General features: G+C 72.1%; 18 protein-coding genes. 9 read left to right on the top strand and 9 right to left on the bottom strand.

Annotated features, from left to right (window positions below; genetic code table 11):
* The first annotated feature begins 93 nt into the window (after nt 1-93).
* Both ACFZBU_RS25585 and ACFZBU_RS25580 read left to right on the top strand, forming a co-directional pair.
* Complete coding sequence (locus ACFZBU_RS25585) at nt 94-792, top strand: hypothetical protein (RefSeq protein ID WP_391585980.1); 699 nt, start codon at nt 94-96, stop codon at nt 790-792.
* A gap of 52 nt (nt 793-844) precedes the next feature.
* Nucleotides 845-1,201, top strand: coding sequence for a VOC family protein (locus ACFZBU_RS25580; RefSeq protein WP_391585979.1), 357 nt, complete (start codon nt 845-847; stop codon nt 1,199-1,201).
* Nucleotides 1,202-1,273: 72 nt separating this feature from the next.
* Here ACFZBU_RS25580 and ACFZBU_RS25575 read toward each other — a convergent pair whose 3' ends face one another.
* The 3 genes from ACFZBU_RS25575 to ACFZBU_RS25565 form a co-directional block, all read right to left on the bottom strand.
* On the bottom strand, nt 1,274-2,410 hold the full coding sequence (locus tag ACFZBU_RS25575) for a protein-L-isoaspartate O-methyltransferase (protein ID WP_391585978.1): 1,137 nt from the start codon (nt 2,408-2,410) through the stop codon (nt 1,274-1,276).
* A 100-nt stretch (nt 2,411-2,510) separates the two neighbouring features.
* On the bottom strand, nt 2,511-3,866 hold the full coding sequence (locus tag ACFZBU_RS25570; protein ID WP_391585977.1) for an NAD(P)/FAD-dependent oxidoreductase: 1,356 nt from the start codon (nt 3,864-3,866) through the stop codon (nt 2,511-2,513).
* A 137-nt stretch (nt 3,867-4,003) separates the two neighbouring features.
* Complete coding sequence (locus tag ACFZBU_RS25565; RefSeq protein WP_391585976.1) at nt 4,004-5,284, bottom strand: MFS transporter; 1,281 nt, start codon at nt 5,282-5,284, stop codon at nt 4,004-4,006.
* 226 nt (nt 5,285-5,510) lie between these two features.
* Between ACFZBU_RS25565 and ACFZBU_RS25560 the strand changes: the two genes are divergently transcribed.
* The 4 genes from ACFZBU_RS25560 (at nt 5,511) to ACFZBU_RS25545 (ending at nt 9,145) form a co-directional block, all read left to right on the top strand.
* Nucleotides 5,511-6,125 carry an HD domain-containing protein gene (locus ACFZBU_RS25560; protein ID WP_391585975.1) on the top strand — a complete coding sequence of 205 codons (615 nt, stop codon included), beginning with the start codon at nt 5,511-5,513 and terminating at the stop codon, nt 6,123-6,125.
* Nucleotides 6,126-6,302: 177 nt separating this feature from the next.
* Nucleotides 6,303-6,800, top strand: coding sequence for a hypothetical protein (locus tag ACFZBU_RS25555; protein WP_391585974.1), 498 nt, complete (start codon nt 6,303-6,305; stop codon nt 6,798-6,800).
* A gap of 191 nt (nt 6,801-6,991) precedes the next feature.
* On the top strand, nt 6,992-8,035 hold the full coding sequence (locus ACFZBU_RS25550; protein WP_391585973.1) for a phosphotransferase family protein: 1,044 nt from the start codon (nt 6,992-6,994) through the stop codon (nt 8,033-8,035).
* Nucleotides 8,036-8,566: 531 nt separating this feature from the next.
* Nucleotides 8,567-9,145: a dihydrofolate reductase family protein gene (locus ACFZBU_RS25545; RefSeq protein ID WP_391585972.1), complete on the top strand. Its 579-nt coding sequence runs from the start codon at nt 8,567-8,569 to the stop codon at nt 9,143-9,145.
* Nucleotides 9,146-9,206: 61 nt separating this feature from the next.
* Here the strand turns inward: ACFZBU_RS25545 and ACFZBU_RS25540 are convergent, their stop codons facing one another.
* The 3 genes from ACFZBU_RS25540 to ACFZBU_RS25530 all read right to left on the bottom strand — a co-directional run bounded on the left by ACFZBU_RS25540 (nt 9,207) and on the right by ACFZBU_RS25530 (nt 12,055).
* Entirely contained in the window at nt 9,207-10,073 is an 867-nt protein-coding gene (locus tag ACFZBU_RS25540; protein ID WP_391585971.1) for a hypothetical protein, read from the bottom strand.
* 214 nt (nt 10,074-10,287) lie between these two features.
* On the bottom strand, nt 10,288-10,905 hold the full coding sequence (locus tag ACFZBU_RS25535) for a hypothetical protein (protein ID WP_391585970.1): 618 nt from the start codon (nt 10,903-10,905) through the stop codon (nt 10,288-10,290).
* A 280-nt stretch (nt 10,906-11,185) separates the two neighbouring features.
* Entirely contained in the window at nt 11,186-12,055 is an 870-nt protein-coding gene (locus ACFZBU_RS25530) for a RimK family alpha-L-glutamate ligase (RefSeq protein ID WP_391585969.1), read from the bottom strand.
* A 327-nt stretch (nt 12,056-12,382) separates the two neighbouring features.
* On the opposite strand from ACFZBU_RS25530, the gene ACFZBU_RS25525 reads away from it, so the two are divergent.
* Nucleotides 12,383-13,159 (top strand): histidine phosphatase family protein, encoded by a 777-nt coding sequence (locus ACFZBU_RS25525; RefSeq protein WP_391585968.1) that lies wholly within the window; start codon nt 12,383-12,385, stop codon nt 13,157-13,159.
* A 487-nt stretch (nt 13,160-13,646) separates the two neighbouring features.
* Here ACFZBU_RS25525 and ACFZBU_RS25520 read toward each other — a convergent pair whose 3' ends face one another.
* Together ACFZBU_RS25520 and ACFZBU_RS25515 are read right to left on the bottom strand one after the other, a co-directional pair.
* The gene (locus tag ACFZBU_RS25520; protein WP_391585967.1) at nt 13,647-14,474 is read right to left on the bottom strand and encodes an SDR family NAD(P)-dependent oxidoreductase; all 828 of its coding nucleotides are present in this window, start codon (nt 14,472-14,474) and stop codon (nt 13,647-13,649) included.
* Entirely contained in the window at nt 14,471-15,682 is a 1,212-nt protein-coding gene (locus tag ACFZBU_RS25515) for an LLM class flavin-dependent oxidoreductase (RefSeq protein ID WP_391585966.1), read from the bottom strand. Before ACFZBU_RS25515 ends, ACFZBU_RS25520 begins: the two co-directional genes overlap by 4 nt.
* A gap of 358 nt (nt 15,683-16,040) precedes the next feature.
* Here ACFZBU_RS25515 and ACFZBU_RS25510 point away from each other — a divergent pair, with 358 nt between their 5' ends.
* Both ACFZBU_RS25510 and ACFZBU_RS25505 read left to right on the top strand, forming a co-directional pair.
* Nucleotides 16,041-17,726 (top strand): ABC-F family ATP-binding cassette domain-containing protein, encoded by a 1,686-nt coding sequence (locus tag ACFZBU_RS25510; RefSeq protein WP_391585965.1) that lies wholly within the window; start codon nt 16,041-16,043, stop codon nt 17,724-17,726.
* Nucleotides 17,727-17,801: 75 nt separating this feature from the next.
* Entirely contained in the window at nt 17,802-18,314 is a 513-nt protein-coding gene (locus ACFZBU_RS25505) for a DUF6228 family protein (protein ID WP_391585964.1), read from the top strand.
* Between the two features lie 58 nt (nt 18,315-18,372).
* Here ACFZBU_RS25505 and ACFZBU_RS25500 read toward each other — a convergent pair whose 3' ends face one another.
* Entirely contained in the window at nt 18,373-19,365 is a 993-nt protein-coding gene (locus ACFZBU_RS25500) for an asparaginase (protein WP_391585963.1), read from the bottom strand.
* Between the last annotated feature and the right edge of the window lie 302 nt (nt 19,366-19,667).

Below are 19,667 nucleotides of genomic sequence, written 5' to 3'. Positions count from 1 at the left end.
CCGGTTCGGCCCGCCGGGGTGATGTTGCGCCGGCCGGGGGGTGTTGACTATGACTTGTCAGGCCCGCCCGCCACCCCGTACGAGGAGCCTTCCGTGGCGTTGTTTCGTCGCCAGTCCCGCAACCAGCAGAACGCCGCCTGGGGGCAGGACGTGCGCGGCGTCCTGATGAGCGCGCCGCCGGATCGCATCCGCCAGGATCTGCGACTGATCATCAGCCGACCCGGCCCGCACCTGGGCATGCAGGGCATGGTGTGGCCGCTGGGCGATCGCGGCGAGATCGTCGCCGTGGCGTGCGTCAAGGGTCCGGACGGCGCCGCCGTCACGGTCGAGACGCCGATGGTGCAGCACTGGGGGATGGCGGTGGAGGACGTCTGGCTCCAGGCCGCGACGAACCTGCGGATGGAACGCTACGGCGGCACGCCGATGGACATCTCCACCGGCAGCACGCTGCATTCGCTGCTCGGCCAGGGCTGGCCCGGCTCCGCCCAGCTGTTCCGGCTCGGCGAGGCGATCGGGGACCCGCTGCGGGCGGGTGCGCTGGTGTCGCTGCCGGTGGACAACTGCCTGCTCGCGCTGCCGCTGACCTCGCAGCGCACCGTGGGCATGGCCGGCTTCGTGCTGAAGACCGCCCAGGGGCTGACCCGGGACCAGCAGGCCCTGTCCACCGGGATGTTCTGGTGGCACGAGGGCATCCTGGAGGAACTCGAAGTCAACTGGCAGGGGCCGGAGCACGCCACACTGACCGGGTCCGCGCGATTCGGGCAGGTGGTCCGGGCACTGCCGCCCCAGTGAGCGATCCGCACCGGCCCCGCTTCCGCCGTCCACTCCGTACCGAGGTGCCGTCATGCCCGCTGTGTTCTCCGAACTCGTCGTCGACGCGAACGACGTGCCCACCCTCGCCGAATTCTGGCGTCGAGTGCTCGACTGGGACCTCACCGTGCAGGGTGAGGACATCGAGCTGAACGCGCCCGACGGGTCGCTGCCCACGATCCTGTTCGTGCCGGTCCCCGAGGGCAAGGCGGTCAAGAACCGGCTGCACATCGACGTCAGCCCGGCGATCGGCTCGGACCAGGAGAGCGAATTGGCCCGCCTGCTCGCCCTCGGTGCCAAGCCCGCCGACGTCGGCCAGGGCGAGCAGAGCTGGCACGTGCTGACCGACCCCGAAGGCAACGAGTTCTGCCTGCTGCGCACCCCCAAGTAGCCGGGCACCCGCGATCCGCCGCCCGCCCCCGTTCCGACGCGGGCGCGGGCCCAGGCGCGCGGCGCCTCCGGCTCACGTCTCGGTCAGCCGGTACCGGTAGTGCTCCCGCTCCACCGTCCACGTGCGCGCGGCCGGTTCCGCCGCGTCCGGGAAGGCGGTGCCCGCCGGGACCGCCTCCAGGCGCAGCCGGTCGGCGTTCACCACCGGCGCGCCGGCCACGCCGTAGTACAGCTCGACCGCCGCGTCACGGTCGCCGTAGACCTGGATGCGGTCCCGGACGAGCACCGCGAGCGCGGGCCGCTCCGGGTCGAACAGGCCCCACGTCATCGCATCGCCCGGATGCCCCAGGAACAACACCGAGCGCGGTTCGGCCAACGCGAATCCGGTCAGCCGCACGTCCACCGGACCCAGCGCCGGGCCCGCGTCCACCGCGCCGTGGTCGAGCAGGTCGCGCAACACGTCCAAGGCGGCCGGCGGCAGATTCTCGCCGATCACCGCGAGGTCGCCGGTCAGCGCGTGGGTCCGGCCCGGCCCGGCGTGCGGGCCACGCAGCTGGAGGAACCCGCAGCGGGCCACCGACGCGCTGGTCAGCGTCGCGTCGGCGGTCCGCTCCCACGCGACCGCCAACTCCAGGCCCGGTCGCAGCCACATCGGGGCGACCAGGACGCCGTCCGGCGCGAGTTGCTCCACCCAGGCCGGCGGCAGATCCGGCACGCCCACCGTGGCCTCGATCCGGTCGAACGGCGCCCGGTCCGCGACCCCGGCCCAGCCGTCCCCGGCCCGTACGTCCACGTGCGTGCCGAGCCCGGCCAGGCGCCGTGCGGCGGAGCCCGCCAGCTCGGCGGACACCTCGACGCTGACCACCTCGCCCTCGGGACCGGCCAGCCGAGCCAGCAGGGCCGCGTTGTACCCGCTCCCGGTACCGATCTCCAGCACCCGCATCCCGGGGCGCACGGCGAGCTGTTCGAGCATCAGCGCGACCATCGCCGGCTGGCTGACCGTGCTGTCCGGCAGCCCGCGTTCGTCGGTGGACAACACCACGACCCGGTCCTCGTAGGAGCGGGCCGGCGAGGTGGCCCCGGGGGTGAACAGTTCGCGCGGCACCTGCGACATCGCGTTCGCCACCGCCTCGGTGCGTACGCTCCCGGTCAGCCGCAGCCGCTCCACCAGCGCCATCCGCAGGCGGGCCGCCGTGCGCTCGTCGCTCATGGCCCCCGTGTACCCGCCCGAACGGGTGTCGGCACCCGGTACGGCGCTTCGGTGCCCGCGGCGCGCCCCCCGGCTCGGGTCGTGCGCCCCCGCGGTGTGCTCACGGGTGGGCGGCGCGGGATCCGGTGCGGGCGGCGATCTCGTTCATGGACAGGTAGGCGTCGGTCTTCTCCAGGTTGCCCATCCGGCCGTCCAGATCGGACATGAAGCCGAGCCGGACCAGGTCGTCGCCGGCGAACGCGTGCTGCACCCAGTTGGACAACACCCGGGTGCGCGCCCGGATCGAGGGCACGGTCATCAGGTGGTATCCGCGGGTGATCGCCTGGGCGGGCAGGCCGCGCATCTCGTACCCCAGCGGCCGGGCCACCGCCTGGGTGCCGCCGAGGTCGACGACCAGGCCCAGGTCCTTGTGCCGGAACGGGCTCAGTCGCCCACCGCGCAGCGACGCGACCACGTTGGCCGCGGCGATCTTGGCCTGCCGGTGCGCGTACTGCGCGGTGGGCGGGCAGATCGCGCCGTCGCCCTTGGCCAGGTCGGGCACGGCCGCGGCGTCGCCGAGGGCGAATACGTCCGGGTGGCCGGGCACGGCGAGATCGGCGGCGACGGCGAGCCGGCCGCGGACCAGTTCGGTGCCCATCGTGCCCACCAGCGGGCTCGCGGTGACGCCCGCCGTCCACACCAGCGTCCGGCAGGGGAGCTTCTCGCCGGTGGTCAGCGTCACCGAGTCCTCGGTGATCTCCTGCACGCTGATCCCGAGCCGCACGTCCACCCCGCGCTTGGCCAGCATCTGCAGGGTGGCCTTGCCCAGGTTCTCGCCGAGTTCGGGCATCAGTCGAGGGGCCACGTCCACGATCATCCAGCGCACCTGCGCCGGGTCCAGGCGCGGGAAGTGCCGGAGCGAATTGGTGGTGAGCATCTCCAGGCACGCGGCGGTCTCCACGCCCGCGTAGCCGCCGCCGACCACGATGAACTGACAGCGCGACGCGCGCTCGGCCGGGTCGGTGCTGGAGTTGGCGATCTCCAACTGGGCGATCACGTGGTCGCGCAGGTAGACCGCCTCGGCCAGGTTCTTCATGCCGTGCCCGTAGGTGGTCAGCCCCGGGATGTCGAAGGTGCGGGTCACGCTGCCCGGGGCCAGGACGAGCTTGTCGTAGTGCTCGTTGGTGATGTCGCCGGAGATCTTGCGGACGACGCACACCTTGGCCGCGAGGTCGACGCCGATCGCGCCGCCGGGCAGGACGTGGGTGCGCTTGAACATCCGATGCAGCGGTACCGCCGTGGTGCGCGAGGACAGTACACCGGCCGCGACCTGGGGCAGCAGCGGACGGTAGACCATGTAGTCCATCGGACTCACGAGCACGATCTCGGCCTCGCGCGGCCCGAGGGTTCGTTCCAGTTTGCGCACCGTCTCGAACCCGGCGAATCCTGCTCCGACGACGACCACCCGCTGCACCATGGTTGCCCCTTCCGGGAAGGCTCGGACAGGAAGCCCGAGACCATTTGGCACATTTTGTCCAAACATATGGGGCTCGTCGGTGGGACACGACCGGGGCGGGCCATCCGGGGCGGCGCGCCGGCGAGGGCTCGGACGGCTCAGCCGGCCGGGCGCCGGGACCGACCCAACGCGAAGCCGGCCGCGACACACAGGACCGGGGCGGTCAGGAAGCCGGCCACCAGGTTGAGGCCGCCGTAGCCGGCCAGGCCCAGGACCGACCCGGAGGCCGCGCCGCCCGCCGCACCGGCCAGGTTCATCAGCAGGTCCGACACGCCCTGCACCCCCGGTCGCTCGCCCGCTGGCACCGATTCGCCGAGCAGCGCCGACCCGGCGACCAGACAACACGACCAGCCGAAGCCGAGCAGGATCAGGCCGACCATGGTGCGCCACGTGGAGTGGCCGGAGGTGCCCGCGACGAGCACGGCGAGCAGCAGCACGAACTGGCCGCCCAGGATCACCGGGATCCGGCCGAACCGGTCGGCGGCCCAGCCGACCACCGGCGACAGGGCGTACATGCCCGCGATATGCAGGCTGATGGTCAGCCCGACCAGGGTCAATGCGGTGCCGTGGTCCTTCATGTGTACCGGTGTCATCGCCATCACCGACACCATCACCACGTGTCCGAACGCCACCGTGGCCAGCCCGAGCATCGCCCGCGGCGCCCGGCGGACGACGGTCAGCGCACCGCGCAGGTCACCGCGCGGCTGTTGCCGGTCGCCGAGGTCGGCGCGGGCGATCAGCAGCGGATCCGGGCGCAGCGCGACCCACAGGATGCCGCCCGCGCCGGCGAACGACACGATCGAGAACAGGAACGGCCCGGCCAGCTCGGGCAGGCCGAGGGCGCGCCCGATCACGGCGCCCGGCTCGTTCAGGTTGGGGCCCAGGACCGCGCCCACGGTGGTCGACCACACCACGATCGACAGGGCCTTGGCCCGGCCCGCGTCGTCGGCGAGGTCGGTCGCGGCGTACCGGGACTGGAGGTTGGCGGCGGTTCCCGCGCCGAACACGAGCAGCGCGGCGATCAGCAGCGGGAACCATTCCAGTACGGCCGCCAGGATCACCCCGCCGGCCGCGAGCGTCGCGAGCCCCCAGCCGGCGGTGAGCGCGACCCGGCGACCGTGTCGGGTCGCCGCCCGCGACATCGGGATCGCGAACACCGCCGCGCCCAGGGTGATCGCGGTGGTCGCCAGGCCCGACCAGCTCTTGGATCCGGACAGGTCCTCGGCGAGCAGCCCGCCGACGGTCAGCGCCGACCCCATCCCCACGCCGCCGACCACCTGCGCGGCGATCAGGATGCGCACGGTCCGCCGCTGAAGCGCCGATCGGTCGACCCGCTCGGGGTCGGCCGACTCGGATATGGCCGGATCCAAGTCGGTCATGCCGGGTTCACCACCAGATCTGGAAGGGATACACGAAGCACAGCGTGACGGACGGCCCCGGGTCACCCCAAGCCGGGGCGATGGTGACCGGGTCGCCGGGTCGGTGTGGATCGTTGCGAGGACAAGATCATTCCACTGGAGTGGGCGGGCGGTCGGCTGCGATGATGCGGGCGTTCCGGGATGCGGGCGTTCCGGTGGGATGGTCGACGATCGTGGGGGAGCGGACATGTTCATCGCCGAGGTGGGCGGAGTCGAGGCGCCGGATACGGCGACGGCGCGGGCCGCGTACGGGGTCTGTGCGGAATACGCGGAGATCGGGCTGCGCAACCACTCGGTACGGTCGTACTTCTGGGCCGCCTCGGTGGGGGCGGCCCGAGGGATCGGGTTCGACGCCGAACTGCTCTACGTCGCGGCGCTGTTGCACGACCTGTCGCTGACCGCCCCGTTCGACAGCCACACGCTCGCGTTCGAGGAGGCGGGTGCGCAACTGGCCCGGGTCTTCGCGGCGGGGGCGGGCTGGGCGGAGTCGCGCCGGGATCGGCTGGCCGAGATCATCGTGCTGCACATGCGCGACGCGGTGCCGGCGGAGGTGGACCCGGAGAGTCATCTGCTCCAGATCGCGGTGGGGGCGGATGTGTCCGGGCGGGCACTGGATTCCTTCGATCCGGACTTCGCCGCGGCGCTGCTGACGGCGGTGCCGCGGGCCGGGTTCGCGCCGGCCTTCCTGCATGCCGCGCGCGATCAGGCCGCGCGGAAGCCGACGAGTGCGGCGGCCGAACTGATGCGGAGCGGATGGGCCGAGCGGATCTCCGGGAATCCGCTGGATCGCTTGGAGCGCTGACGTGGGGTTCGTAAGGGAGGCCGGCCGGGTGTGCCCACTCGCCGTCCGGTGCGTGCGCCGGCGCCGGCGGGCGGGCCCGGTTGCGGGCCGGCGCATGCCCGCCGGGCGCGGCCGGGTGTGTTCGGCCGCGGCCCGGGGTATGCGCAGGCGCCTCGGACCGCACGGATCGGCTGACTCATGACGCTGCTCGACGAAGACCAGGCCTGGGCACTGCTGCGTGCCCTGGACGACCCGGAGCATCTGACGGCTCCGCCCGACTACGACCCGGTCGCCACGCACGAGCGTTTCGACCGACTGGTCGAGCGCCTGGAGGCGGACTTCGGGTGTCGCTGTCCGGTCGAGGGCACGGCCCGGGCGGCCAGTCGACACGGGGCGATCGTGGTTCCGGCGGCGGCACTGGCGGGGACGGGGCGGATCACCCTGGTGGTCAGCAACTTCGGCGACCTGGTCGCCACGAGCGTCGACGCGCCGGACGATCACCCCGTCGGCGCGGCGCCCGCGTACGTCTCGCCGGCGGACCGGGAACGGGTCGAGGCCGCGCTCGACGACCTCGGCTATCGGGTCGTGCCGGAGGATCTGTTGCGGACGACGTACGACGGGACGAGCCGGCTCGCGGACCACTACACGGTCGAGGACGGGCCGACGTGGTGGATCAGGTTCTTCGACTACCCGTGACCGGGGGTGCGGGTGCCCGGGGTGTGGGTTCTCGCGAGGCCGCGCGGGGCTGCGCGGACTGCGTCGTCTGCAACGGGCGTCGGGAGCGCGGGGCAGGTGTCGGCGAGGGTGGTCGGGTGCGGGTGTGGGCCGCCCGATCCGGGGCCGTCGGTGGTGGCGGTTCGACCATGCCTGGCTATGGTGACTGTTCCATGACGCTTCAGGTGCCGATCGGCGACACGTTGCGGGCCGTGTTCGGCCCGCCGAAGAAGGCGAAACTCCTGGACAGCAGCCCGCGTTCACGGGTGTGGCAGGTGGAGTTCGGCGGTGAGCGGGCGATCGTCAAGCAGATCACCGACGCGGGCGACAACCGGTACGGCGCGCCCGAGCGGTTCGCCCGCGAGGTCGCGGGCCTGCGGCTGGCCGCCCGAGGCCCAGTCGGCCCCCGCGTGCTGGGCGCCGATCCCGACGGGTGCGTCATGGTGCTGGAATACCTCGACGACCTGGGCCGGACGGACGACTGGATGCCCGGCCACGCCGAGGCCCTGGCCCGACTGCACGCGCTCACCGGCCCGGCGGATGCCACGGAACTGCCCGCGTGGCGACCGCCGAGCGAGGCCGACGCGGACTCGTTCCTGGCGCTGGCCACGACCCTCGGCGTACCGATCCCGCCGGGCGCACCCGACGAGTTGGCCGCGCTGCTCACCCGACTGGATCCGGCCGGTCGGTATGCCCTGCTGCACGGCGACCCGTGTCCGGGCAACGACCTGCGGACCGTCGACGGGGTGCGCTTCGTCGACTTCGAACAGGCCGCGCTGGGTGACGGTCTGGTCGAACTGGCCTACTTCCGGGTCGCGTTCCCGACCTGTTGGTGTGCGATGTCGGTGACGGGAGCGCCGTTGGCCGAGGTCGAGGCGGTATACGCGTCGACATGGCGGACGTTGACCGGGCAGGCCACGGACACGGAGGCGGGGATCGCCGACGCGTGCGCGGGCTGGCTGATCCGCGGCGACGCGCTGGTCGAACGGGCGCACCGGGACCAGGCCGACCAACTGGCCCGCGTCCCGGTCGCGGACTTCACGTGGGGCCCGGTCTCGGCCCGCGAGCGACTGGTCCACCGGCTCGACGTCGTCGCCGCCACGACATCCGAACCACTCCACGAACTGGCCATCCTGGCACGCCGATTGCACCACCACCTGCTCAAAACCTGGCCGACCCTCCAGCCCTTGCCGGGTCCTGAAACACGCCCCTGGTAACCCCCACTGGGCTACGCCGCGCCGTGTTCCGCCGCGCCCGGCTATGCCTTGCCGGGCTACGCCGCCCGGCCTGGCGGCGCCGTGCTCCGCCGCGCCTTGCCCGGCTCTACAGCACTTCGGCTCCACCGCGCCGCCATGCCTGGCTCCACGGCCCGTGCTCCGCCCCGCTGCGCCGTTGTTCGGCCCCGCGCTGCATCCCGTCCCGCGTTGCTGCGCCGTTGCGGCATGGCATGTCGCGATTCGCCTTGCTCTGTACGTCGGCGCCGCTTCGCCCCGTTCCGGGCGCGCACCACGCCGGGCGCCACGTGTTCCGCCCGGCATTGCCTCCGCGTCACGCCCGGCGCGCCACCCCGCGCCACGCTGTGTGCCTTGCTCTGGGCCGCCTCGTCCCTTGCTCCGCTCCGCCTACCTCTCGGCGCCTCCGCTCGGTCTCGGAGGCTGGATCGTTGCGACCACTACATGTGAAGTACTATAAATGTAGTCGTTGATGGACGGCGTCAGCACACATCGCCAGACAGGAAAAGAGACCGCATGCGAAAGCTCACGTACTTCATCGGCGCGACCCTCGACGGCTTCATTGCCGACAGGGACGGCAATGTCGACTTCTTTCCGGTGGGCGAGGACGTCCTGGCGCACCTCGTTGCCGAGTATCCGGAGACGATCCCGGCACATGTCGCCCCGCACGTGGGGGTCGCGCCCGATGCCGAGTTCCGGCACTTCGACACGGTCGTGATGGGCCGGGCCACGTACGAACCGGGGCTGCGGGCCGGGTTCGCCGATCCGTACAGCCACCTGCGCACGTACGTCGTCACCGGCAGCATCACCGAGAGCCCCGATCCCGGGGTGACCCTGGTGGCCGGCGACCCGGTCGCCAAGGTCCGCGAGTTGAAGGCCGAGCCGACCGGCAAGGGCATCTGGCTGGCCGGCGGCGCGCGTCTGGCGGGGAGCCTGATGGGTGAGATCGACGAACTCGTGATCAAGACCTACCCGATCCTGATCGGCACCGGGATCCCGATGTTGTCCGGCGGGTTCGACGTCACCGCGTTCACCCGCACGGGCGGCACGGTGCTCGCGGGCGGGATGTCCATCGCGACCTACGTCAGGACGTGACGGGGCGGCGGCCGTGGCGATGTCGTACGCGCGTCGGAGGCGCGGGCCGTCGGATCCGGGGTCAGTCGAGGGCGAGTTCGAAGTCCAGGACCCGGTGTTCGATGCGTAGGCCGGCGAGGGGCAGGGCCTGGCGTACGGCGCCCTCGGTGTCGCCGTCGAACTCGAACACCGCGAGTTCGCGCACGTCCGGATGGTTCCGGCGGATCGACTCCACCAGTTCGGCGATCAGGGCGCCGAGGATGTCGGCTGCGACGCCGGGTGCGGTGATCGCCTCGCCCGCGTTGAGGTACGCCCGGTCGTCCTCGACCGAGACGGTGAGTTCGGCGCCCTCGCCGATCAGGCCGACCCGGGGCGGCGGCAGCGTGCGTACCCGGACGGCGGGCAGTCCGCCCGGTGCCCACCAGCCGTTCGGGTCCACCGTCCAGATCCGGGCGATCTCGCCGGTGACCCGGGCCGCGAGCGCGCGGGCGGCCGTGCCTTCCGGCCCGGTGTCGGTGCCGCTCCAATGCAGCACCCGGGCACCGACGGCGCGGGCCTGCTCGGCGGCGCGCCGGTACATCAGCACGAACGCGTCCCGTTCCTCGGCGGTCGCGGGCGCGTCCCCGGCGTAGGACCCCCGAACCAATCGGCGGGCGAGTCGATCGGCCCGCTCGCCCTGGGCGGCGACGCCGGCCTCGCCGTCGCCGTCGATGCTCACCCAGCCGAGCAGCCGGCCGGCGCGACGTGCGGTGACCGTACCGATCCGATCGCCGGACCCGCTCGCGTCGACCTCGGCATCGACATCGACATCGGCGTCTATGTCGGCGGTCGAGGAGGTCCGCGACGGCGGCGTCGGGGCGGGAAGGCCCCCCGACGCGTACACCTCGGTGGCATGCCGCTCCCCGATCGCAGGATCACTGTCCCATTCGAGGGAAATGTCGCGCTTCATGGACCCATCGTCCCCCCGACCGGGTGGGCCACACACGGATCGGCTGCTCGTGTCGTTCGAGGGTCCGAAGTCGTCGGTCGGATCCGCGCCTCGCTGGTTGCCGCCTGAGTTACCGCTCCCGAGGCCGCTCGAACGAAGCGGCCTCGGGGAGTGCCCCGGTCCCGGCCCTCCGCCGTGGGCACAAGGCAGGGGCGGGGGTTACCGGGGCCGGGGTCTATTCGCCCAGGTCGCGTTTCCAGTGGTCGGTGATGTTGCCGATACCCCAGACGAAGTCCGGGTCGGGGATGGGGATGGCGAACGGGCTGGGCCAGTAGCCTTCGAGCTGGACCTGGCCGTTGCTCTGGTCGGCGACCGCCTTGATCGCGTTCGACTCGGCGTCGACGAAGGCCTCCAGCGGAATCAGGATCAGCTCGAGATCCTCGAAGATCTCGGTGGCCATTTCCAGCACGTTGTTGAACAGCTCGGACGAGTTCTCGATCAGCTCGACGGCCGCCTTGTTGAGATGGATGGAGTACCAGAGGCCGTCCATCTCGCAGGCGGCCATGGGGCCGTCGTCCGCCAGGATCTGCAGGGCGAACGCGCGCAGGGCCTCGCCCGTCAGCCCCTGTTTCGCCGCCTCCTCCTCCCAGGCCGGCCGAATCACGCCGAGCACGTCGCGCGCCGCCACGCGGGGCCTGGCCCGTGCCTCCAGGGCCCGGCGCGCCGCCGCCTCCACGTCGAGCGCCGCCGCCGCGTCGAAGCCCTCGATCCTCCGCCCCTCCAGTGCGGCCCGGAACCGGGCGGCCTTCTCTCGGACCTGCTCCTCCGTGACCTCGCCACTGCCGTTCGCCATGGCTCTCGTCCTCCCCTGTCGTCAGGCGCGCTGATTCCCCCCGCGCGGATCCCCCCATTCGAGCGCAGGACGTCGCGGAATCCCCATCGTGGAATCAGCCAACTTCCGTCGGTCGTCGGCGCCGCAGGCCGAAACGGTGGGACGGTCACAGGCGGACCCCGGGTCCACATCGGTCCGGACGTGGTCTCCGGCTCGCCGCCCGCTTGCCCGCGGCCGGGTGGTGACCTGCCCGGCGCTCGGCCGAGGTCGGTCGTGCCCCACGGGGTGGACGCGTCGCGGGCTACGGCTGGAGCGCGCTCACAATCGCGTCGGCGAAGCGGTCGGCGGAGCCGTCGGCGTAGGCGAGAAACAGGGACGGTTCGGTCAGTTCGAGTTCCAGCAGGGTGGGTGTGCCGTCGGCGGCCGGGATGAGGTCGACGCGGGCGTACAGCAGGGGCCCGACCGGGATCTCGGTCAGTACCCGGGCGGCGACGGCGAGTTCCGCGGCGGAGGGTTCGCGTGCCTCGATCCGTTCGCTGCGATACAGGTCGCCGACCGTCTCGGCGGTGCCGTCGAGCATGGCGCCCTTGCGGACGGCGTGGCTGAAGACGCCGTCGAAGTAGACGAGTGCGGTCTCGCCGACGGTGTCGACGGCCTCCAGGTACGGCTGGACCATCACGGTCCGGCCGCTCGCGAGCAGGTTCGTGGCGTGCCCGGCGGCGAGCGCGCGCTGTTCGGGCGAGGCCAGGTCGTAGCGCTCGGTGTCGAGGGAGCCGGCGCTGATCGCGGGCTTGACCACATGCAGGCCGGACGTGGGCAGCGTCACGGTCGAGTCGGGCTCCAGCCACATCGTCTCCACGACGGGCAGGCCGGCCCTGGTGAGGTCGCGCAGGTAGGTCTTGTCCGTGTTCCAGGCCACGATCGACGCCGGGTTGGCCAGGCGCGGCACGCTCGCGGCCCAATCGATGAACTCCTTGCGGCGCGCCGGGTAGTCCCATACCGAGCGCAGGATCACCAGGTCGTAACCGGCCCAGTCCACCGCCGGGTCGTTCCACACGGCGGCCTCGGCGCGGATGCCGCGAGCTGCCAGCGGTTCGAAGAGCAGGCGCTCGTCCGGGTCGAGGTCCGGCAGCTCGGCGCAGGTGACGAGGGCGACGCGAGGTTCGATCATGCGGTCAGATTATCCGGACACGCGGATGGAAGATCACACAAGTCCTGCCGTGTCTCGTATGAACGAACGACGAGTTGGTCGATGCGATCTTCCGACGGCCGGCGGTGCATCGTGCAGGGCGGCCGTGCCTGGGGTGCGCTGCGGAGGCGGGGACGGCGACGCGCGGCGGGCGTCGACGGCCGGCGACGGCGACCCGACCCGACCCGGTCCGGTGCGGTGGCCGACGGTCGGATCCGGGATGGTGCCCGATGGTCGGGTCCGCCGCCGGGAGTTTCGGTACGTCTCCGGTGGTGAGAACCATGACAGGGATCAAAGCTTGGGGGCACCGTGGTCGGCACATCGGACAACGCGCCCTTCGGGCCCGCCGAGATCGTCGCCGTACGCCACGGCGAGAGCATGGCCAACGCGGCCTTCGCCGCCACCGAAGCGGCCCTCCGCTCCTCCCCGGCGGATGGGCTGCCCGAAGCGGGCGACGGGATGAACGGGTTCGATCCCGCGATGGTCGGTCGGGACGCCGACATCGCGCTCACCGCGCGGGGCGAGGATCAGGCCGGTGCGGTCGGGCGACGGCTCGCGCTCAAGGGCGAGACGCCGGACATCGTCCTGGTCTCGCCGTACCGCCGGGCGCGTTCGACAATGCGCATCATCGCCCGCGAAGCCGCCCGGCTGGGCCTGCTGTTGCCCGCGCCGCGTCGTGACGAGCGGCTGCGGGATCGCGAGATGGGGGTCCTGGAACTGCGGACGGCCGCCGCGATCGAGCGGCTCAACCCGGAGGAGGCCGAGCGTCGGCGCCGGGTCGGCGACCTGTACTACCGCCCACCCGGCGGCGAGTCGCTCGCCGACGTCGCGCTGCGGCTGCGCACGCTGCTCACCGACCTGCGGCACGAGGCGCCCGGTGCGCACGTGCTGATCGTCGGGCACGACGCGACCGTACTGATGCTGCGTTACATCCTGGAGGGCCTCACCGAGACGGACGTCGACCGTCTGATCCGGACCGACCCGGTGGGCAACGCCTCGATCTCCCGCTGGCGCGTTCGCGACGGCAGGCTGCGTGCGATCCGCTACAACGACATGCGGCATCTGCGCGGGATCGACGTGCGCTGAGCGGGCACGGTCGCGCCGGCGACCGAGGATCGGCTGTCGCGGTCACGGTGCCTCGCGGCGGCCGGCGGTCGGGCACGGGGGAGTGGGCCCGACCGCCGGCGCCTTGATACCCACGGGATGCGGCTGCGCCGTCGCGCACTGGGGGTGTCAGGTCCCCTCCCGTCCCGTTCGGTGCCCTCTGGTTTCCCCTCCGCGAGGCCGGAAAACCGTCTCCGATCGAAGAGGTCGAACCCGGCCGGACCAGGCTGCCAACCGATCGCGGACACGTCCATTCGGAGGCGATAGCGCCATTACCGAACAGAAACTTGACGATGTGTCAGTAACCGGAAGAGGAACCCTCGCGCCCCATTTCGCCGCTGATCAGCCGCTTGATCACCGATCGGGCGCCCCGCTCCGAACGGGCCGATCCGCCCCCCGTCACGCCCCGACAACCGTCCGGTCGTCGGCTGCGCGTTCGTGCCGACGGCCGGCCGCCCCGGTGCCGCGCTCACTCCTTCGACAACCGCTCCAGTGCGCCGATCAGGTCCGGGTACCGTCGGGTGCGGGCGCCACCGTCGACGCCGTACACGCTGCCGGAGACGAACGAGGCCTCGTCGGAGGCCAGGAACAGGACCACGGCCGCCACCTCCTCGGGTTCCGCGAACCGGCCCAGCGGGGCGTTCTCGACGTATTCCTCGACCACGCCCGGGACATGCCACATGCCCGCGGTGGCCTGCGTGCGGATCAGGCCCGGGGCCACCGCGTTCACCCGGATGCCGGACGGCCCCAGTTCCAGCGCGGCCACCTCGGTCAGGGCGACCACGCCGGCCTTGGCCGCGCAGTACGCGCCCATCCCGCGACCGGCCTGGACCGCGTTGAGCGAGGCGAGGTTGACGATCGAACCGGCGCGGCCGTCCTGGGCGCGCATGACCCGGCCGGCGTGCTTGACGGTCAGGAACGCGCCGTTCAGGCACAGGTCGACGACGCGGCGCCAGGTGGCGTAGTCGTGGTCGGCCAGTTCGGCCGCCGTGCCGCCGCCCGCGTTGGCCACCGCGATGTCCAGGCCGCCGAACTCGTCCACGGCGGCCTGTACCAGCGCCGCCACGTCGTCCTCGACGGTCACGTCGGACAACCGGGTGACGCATCGCTCGGCGCCCAACTCCTCGGCGAGCGTCGCCAATCCGGCCGCATCGATATCGCCCGCGACCACGTACGCGCCCTCGGCGGCGAGGCGGTGCGCGACGGCCCGCCCGATGCCCGCCGCCGCCCCGGTCACCAGCGCCACCTTGCCCGCGACGCGTCCCGCGCCGACACCGCCGTCGATCCGCGTGCTCACGCCGTGGTCCCCTTCGTGTTCTCGTAGTCCTTCACGGCCCCGCCGACGGCCTGCGCGGTCTGGTCGCGCCAGGTCCCGGACAGGCCCACCTGCCAGTCCTGGGAGGCAAGCGGGCCGTGCGCGGCACCGGTGAAGTACGGGATCACCTCGCGCGCGATCAGTTCGTAGGAGCGCTTCGTCGCCTCCGGGTCCGCGAAGTCGGCGCCCATGAACAGGTAGGTGCCGAAACCGCCGGACTTCTGCCACAGCCGCTCGATCTGACGGATCGCCATCTCGGGCGTGCCGCAGATGAACGAGCCGGTCCGATTGCCGTGGTCGATGCGCTCGGCCAGTGGCGTGCCGGTGTCCAGCGGGATCGGCAGCACCTTGGCCTGGTAGTTCTGGATGCCTTCGAGGCCGTACGCCACCTCGCGGCGCGCCTGCTCCTCGGTCTCGGCGATGTGCATCATGCCCATCAGCCGCCACTTGGACCGGTCCATGGTCTGCCCGTGACGACCCGCGACCTCGTTCGCGATGCCCCAGTGCGTGCCGAGCGCGTCGAAGCCGCCCTCCTGGCTCGCGGCGATCGAGAGCATGCCCGCGCCGAACCGCCCGGCCGTGCGCGGACCCGCCGGAGAGAAGGTCGCGGCGACGGCGAGTTCCAGCGAGGGGTGGGTGTACGGCCGCAACTGCAGGCGAGCGTCGCGCAGCGTGAACCAGTCGCTCTCCCGGGTCACCGGTTCGCGGCCGGCGAGCAGTGCGACGATCGCCTCCAGCGACTCCTCCATCATCGCCCGCTGACGAGCGGTGTCGATGCCCAACATGTGTGCGTCGGAGGCGAGTTGACCCGGGCCGACGCCGAGCATGACCCGGCCGCGGGTGAGGTGGTCGAGCAGGACCAGCCGATCCGCGACGTGCAGCGGGTGGTGATAGGGCAGCGAGACGACGCCCGTGCCGAAGCGGATGTGCCGGGTACGGGCCGCGGCGCTCGCGATGAACAACTCGGGCGAGGCGACGATCTCCCAGCCGCCGGAGTGGTGTTCGCCGATCCAGGCCTCGGCGTAGCCGAGCCGGTCCAGGTGCTCGACCAGGGCCAGGTCCTGTTCCAGCATCAGGGTCGGGTTGCGCCCCGCCTGATGGAACGGGGCCAGGAAGACCCCGAACCCGAGCGGACTGCGCTCGCCCAGGGCGACCTGCCGGGCGATCTGCTGCGGTTCCGTGTGTGCCACCGCGACTCCTTGGATATCCCCGAAACTGATGAGCCGTCACCGTTCCAGGTTGCGATGCGCGAATCAATAGTTGCACTATGCGAAAGGTGTCGATCCGCGTGCGCTCTCGCGGCCGTGTGATCGACACTCCTTCCCGTGGCATCGACACCCGGCCGGTGGCATCGGCACTCCTCCCGGTGGCAGCGGCCCTCCTGCCGGCGTGTCCCGTGCCCTCCTCGCGGCGCGCTACCGTGCGGGGGAGCCCGAAATGCGTTGGCCCGGTCGGCGTGGAGCGGGTAGGAAGGGTTGTCACCCTCGGAACGCCCGGGGAGACCACCCTCGGATCCCCCCGACCGCAGGACGAAGGACGCGCCACGCCATGGGCTACATCGATGTCAATACCGTCGGATTCACCTTGCCCGACGGGCGTGTCCTGCTGGACGAGGTGTCCTTCCGTGTCGGTGACGGCACCACCGTGGCGCTGATCGGTGCGAACGGCGCCGGCAAGACCACGCTGCTCCGGATCATCACGGGTGAGCTGAAACCCGACAGCGGCGCGGTCGCCCGAACGGGAGGGCTCGGCATCATGCCGCAGTTCGTCGGCCGGATCCGGGACGCGTCCACCGTGCGCGACCTGCTCGTCTCGCTCGCCCCGCCGCGGATCCGGGACGCGATGCGCGCCGTGGACGAGGCCGAGCTGGCGCTGATGGAGAACGACGACGAGAAGCACCAGATGCGGTACGCCACGGCGCTCGCCGAGTTCGGCGACGCGGGCGGCTACGACATCGAGCCCGCCTGGGACCAGTGTTGTCAGGCGGCGCTGGGCACCACCTACGACGGCGCCAAATGGCGCGAGGTGCGCACGCTGTCCGGCGGCGAGCAGAAGCGGCTCGCCCTGGAGGCGCTGCTGCGCGGCCCGGACGAGGTGCTGATCCTCGACGAGCCGGACAACTATCTCGACGTCCCGGGCAAGCGCTGGCTCGAACAGTCGCTGCGGGAGAGCCAGAAGTCGGTGCTGCTGGTCTCGCACGACCGCGAACTGCTCGCCCAGGCCGCCGACCGGATCGTCACGATCGAACTCGGCGCGGCGGGCAACACGGTCTGGATCCACGGCGGCTCGTTCGGCACCTACCACGAGGCCCGGCGGGCCCGGTTCGAGCGCTTCGAGGAATTGGGCCGGCGCTGGGACGAGGAGCACGCCAAGCTCAAGGCGTTGGTCCTGATGTACAAGAACAAGGCGGCGTACAACGACGGTCTGGCCTCGCGGCTGCAGGCCGCGCGGACCCGGCTGCGCAAGTTCGAGGAGGCCGGGCCGCCGCAGAACATCCCGCGCGAGCAGGACGTCAAGATGCGGCTGCGCGGCTCCCGCACCGGCAAACGCGCGGTGATCGCCGAGGCGCTGGAACTGACCGGCCTGATGCGGCCGTTCGACGCCGAGATCTGGTACGGCGACCGGGTCGCGGTGCTCGGCTCGAACGGCTCGGGCAAGTCGCACTTCCTGCGCCTGCTCGCGGCCGGCGGTACCGATCCCGAGGTCGAGCACGAACCGGTGGGCGACACGGTGATCGCGCCGGTGGCGCACACCGGCCGGGCCCGGCTCGGGGCACGGGTGCGGCCCGGTTGGTTCGCGCAGACGCACGACCACCCCGAGTTCGCGGGCAAGACGCTGGTCGACATCCTCGGCCGGGGCGACGAACACCGCAGCGGGCTGGGCCGCGAGGGCGCCGCGAAGGTGCTCGACCGGTACGAACTCGCCTACGGCGCCGAGCAGCCCTTCGACACCCTCTCCGGCGGCCAGCAGGCCCGATTCCAGGTGCTGTTGCTCGAACTCTCCGGCGCCAACCTGCTGTTGCTCGACGAGCCGACGGACAACCTGGACCTGGTCTCGGCCGAGGCGCTCCAGGACGCGTTGGAGGCGTTCGACGGCACCGTGCTCGCGGTCACCCACGACCGGTGGTTCGCGTCCTCCTTCGACCGCTTCATGGTCTTCGGCCAGGACGGGCGGGTCCGCGAGACGGACGGCCCGGTATGGGACGAGGGGCGCGTCGAGCGCGCCCGCGGCTGAGCGAAGCAGCCGGGTGGGGGCGGGTGCCGGGAACCGGAATGACGTCGGCGGGCGCTCTGCCCTACGGTTCGGCGGATGCATCCCCACTTCGACGCGGCGAACGAATCGAACGAGCCGACCGGATCGCCCGACCCGAACGACGTGATCATCCGGTGCAACGACCGTCCGGCCATTCGAATTCGCCTGCGCGACGCGGTCAGCCCGGACGACGAGGTCGCCGCGCGCTACACGGCATCGCGGCTCGTGCATTACACCGTCGAGATCCAGGCGCCCGGGATGGCCGCGCATCTCGATCGGGTGGTCGCCTGGACCGGCGAGGCCAGGGAGATAGACGGCTTCCTGACCGATCTCGCCCGTGACTTCGGCGGTTGGGACGGCGAACGCCGCTGGCACACCGACGATCACGACCTCACCGTCACGGCGGCCTTCCGGTCCGGCGGGCGGGTCGAACTGACCTGGGAGCTGCGACCGCGGCGGATGGGCGGCTGCGGCTGGGCGGCCTCGGTGACCCTGGTGGTGGAGGCGGGCGAGCAGTTGGCGGCGCTCGCGGCGGACGTCCGCCACTTCCTGTCCTGTCCGGGCGGATGAACGGACCCCGAATCGACCCCGTGCGGCGCGCGCCGGCCCGGCTCGTCGGGTCTCCGACTCATCCGTGCTCGGTGAAGGCCGCGGCGATCGCGTCGCGGTCGCTGCCCGAGGCGATGAGCAGGCGCAGCAACACCCGTGCCTTGTACGGGTCGAGCAGACCGGCGTTGAGCAGACCGCGGCGTTGCAGGTCGGTTTCCGAGCCCGGCGCGCCGTAGGTGTGCCGCAGCACGGAACCGGCGCCGGTACGCGAGGTCAGTACGACCGGGAAGTGCGCGGCCAGTTCGCCGAGCACCGGCGCCAGCCCGGCCGGCACGTGGCCGACACCGAATCCGGCGACCACCAGGCCCCGTTGGTCGGTCGGGAAATCGGCGAGCAGCGCGCCGTCGTCGTCGAGGGTGACCGTGTACAGCGCGACCCGGGCCGAGGTGAGCGCGGCCGGTTCCGGGATCGGCAGCGGCGCGTGTACCGGCGGTGTGGCCAGGATCCGTACCCGGCCCTCGACCACGACCCCCAGTGCTCCGGTGTCGGGCGAGCGGAACGTGGCGGTACTCGTACTGTGCGTCTTGCGCACCCGGCGCGCGGCGTGGATCTCGTCCCCGAACACCACCAACGCGCCCAGCCCGCGCGCCGGTTCGGCCGCCGCGACCCGGGCGGCGGCGAGCACGTTCGCGGGGCCGTCGGGCCCGGCCAGTGTCGGGTTGCGCATCGCGCCGGTGAGCACGAACGGCTCCGGGTGCGGCCAGACCAGGTCGACGAGGTAGGCGGTCTCCTCCAGCGTGTCGGTGCCCTGGGTCACCACGACTCCGGTCGCCCCCGCGGCGACCGCGCGCGAAGCGGCGGCGACCACGTCCAGGACCTGAATGAACGTCAGACTCCCGCTGGGCACCGCCTGTACGTCCTGCACGTCGAGTGCGACACCCAGATCCGCGAGGCCCGGCACGGCGGCGGTCAACTGCGCGCCGTTGAGGCGGGCGACGACCGTACCGGCATCCGTGCCGACCGCACCGGCCATCGCGATCGTGCCTCCGAGTGTGAACAACGCGACGCTCATCGGCGGAGTCTCCTCATCGATACCTTCAGCGAACGCCGCCAAGGTAGCCGCCCCCGACGTCGGCCGATGGCCGGCGCCGTCCCGAGCGACACGCGTGCGTCGTCGGCGTCGCCGCGGACGCGGTGGGCCGGGTTCGAACACCGGGCCCGGACGTGCAGCGACCCCGAGGGACGGAGGTCCACTCGGGGTCGCCGGGGGATTTCTTTGTTGCCCTGTCGCCGTCCACTGTCCGGCGGTGCCGCGTGCCGTTCGGCCGGTGGTGACATCGTCCGGTCGGTCCGGATCGTGCGTCGGGGGTCACC

This window comes from Embleya sp. NPDC008237 (genome assembly GCF_042956465.1).
Lineage (GTDB): Bacteria > Actinomycetota > Actinomycetes > Streptomycetales > Streptomycetaceae > Embleya.
The sequence above is the reverse complement of the archived record's forward strand: the minus strand, read 5'-3'. Positions and strand labels throughout refer to the sequence as shown.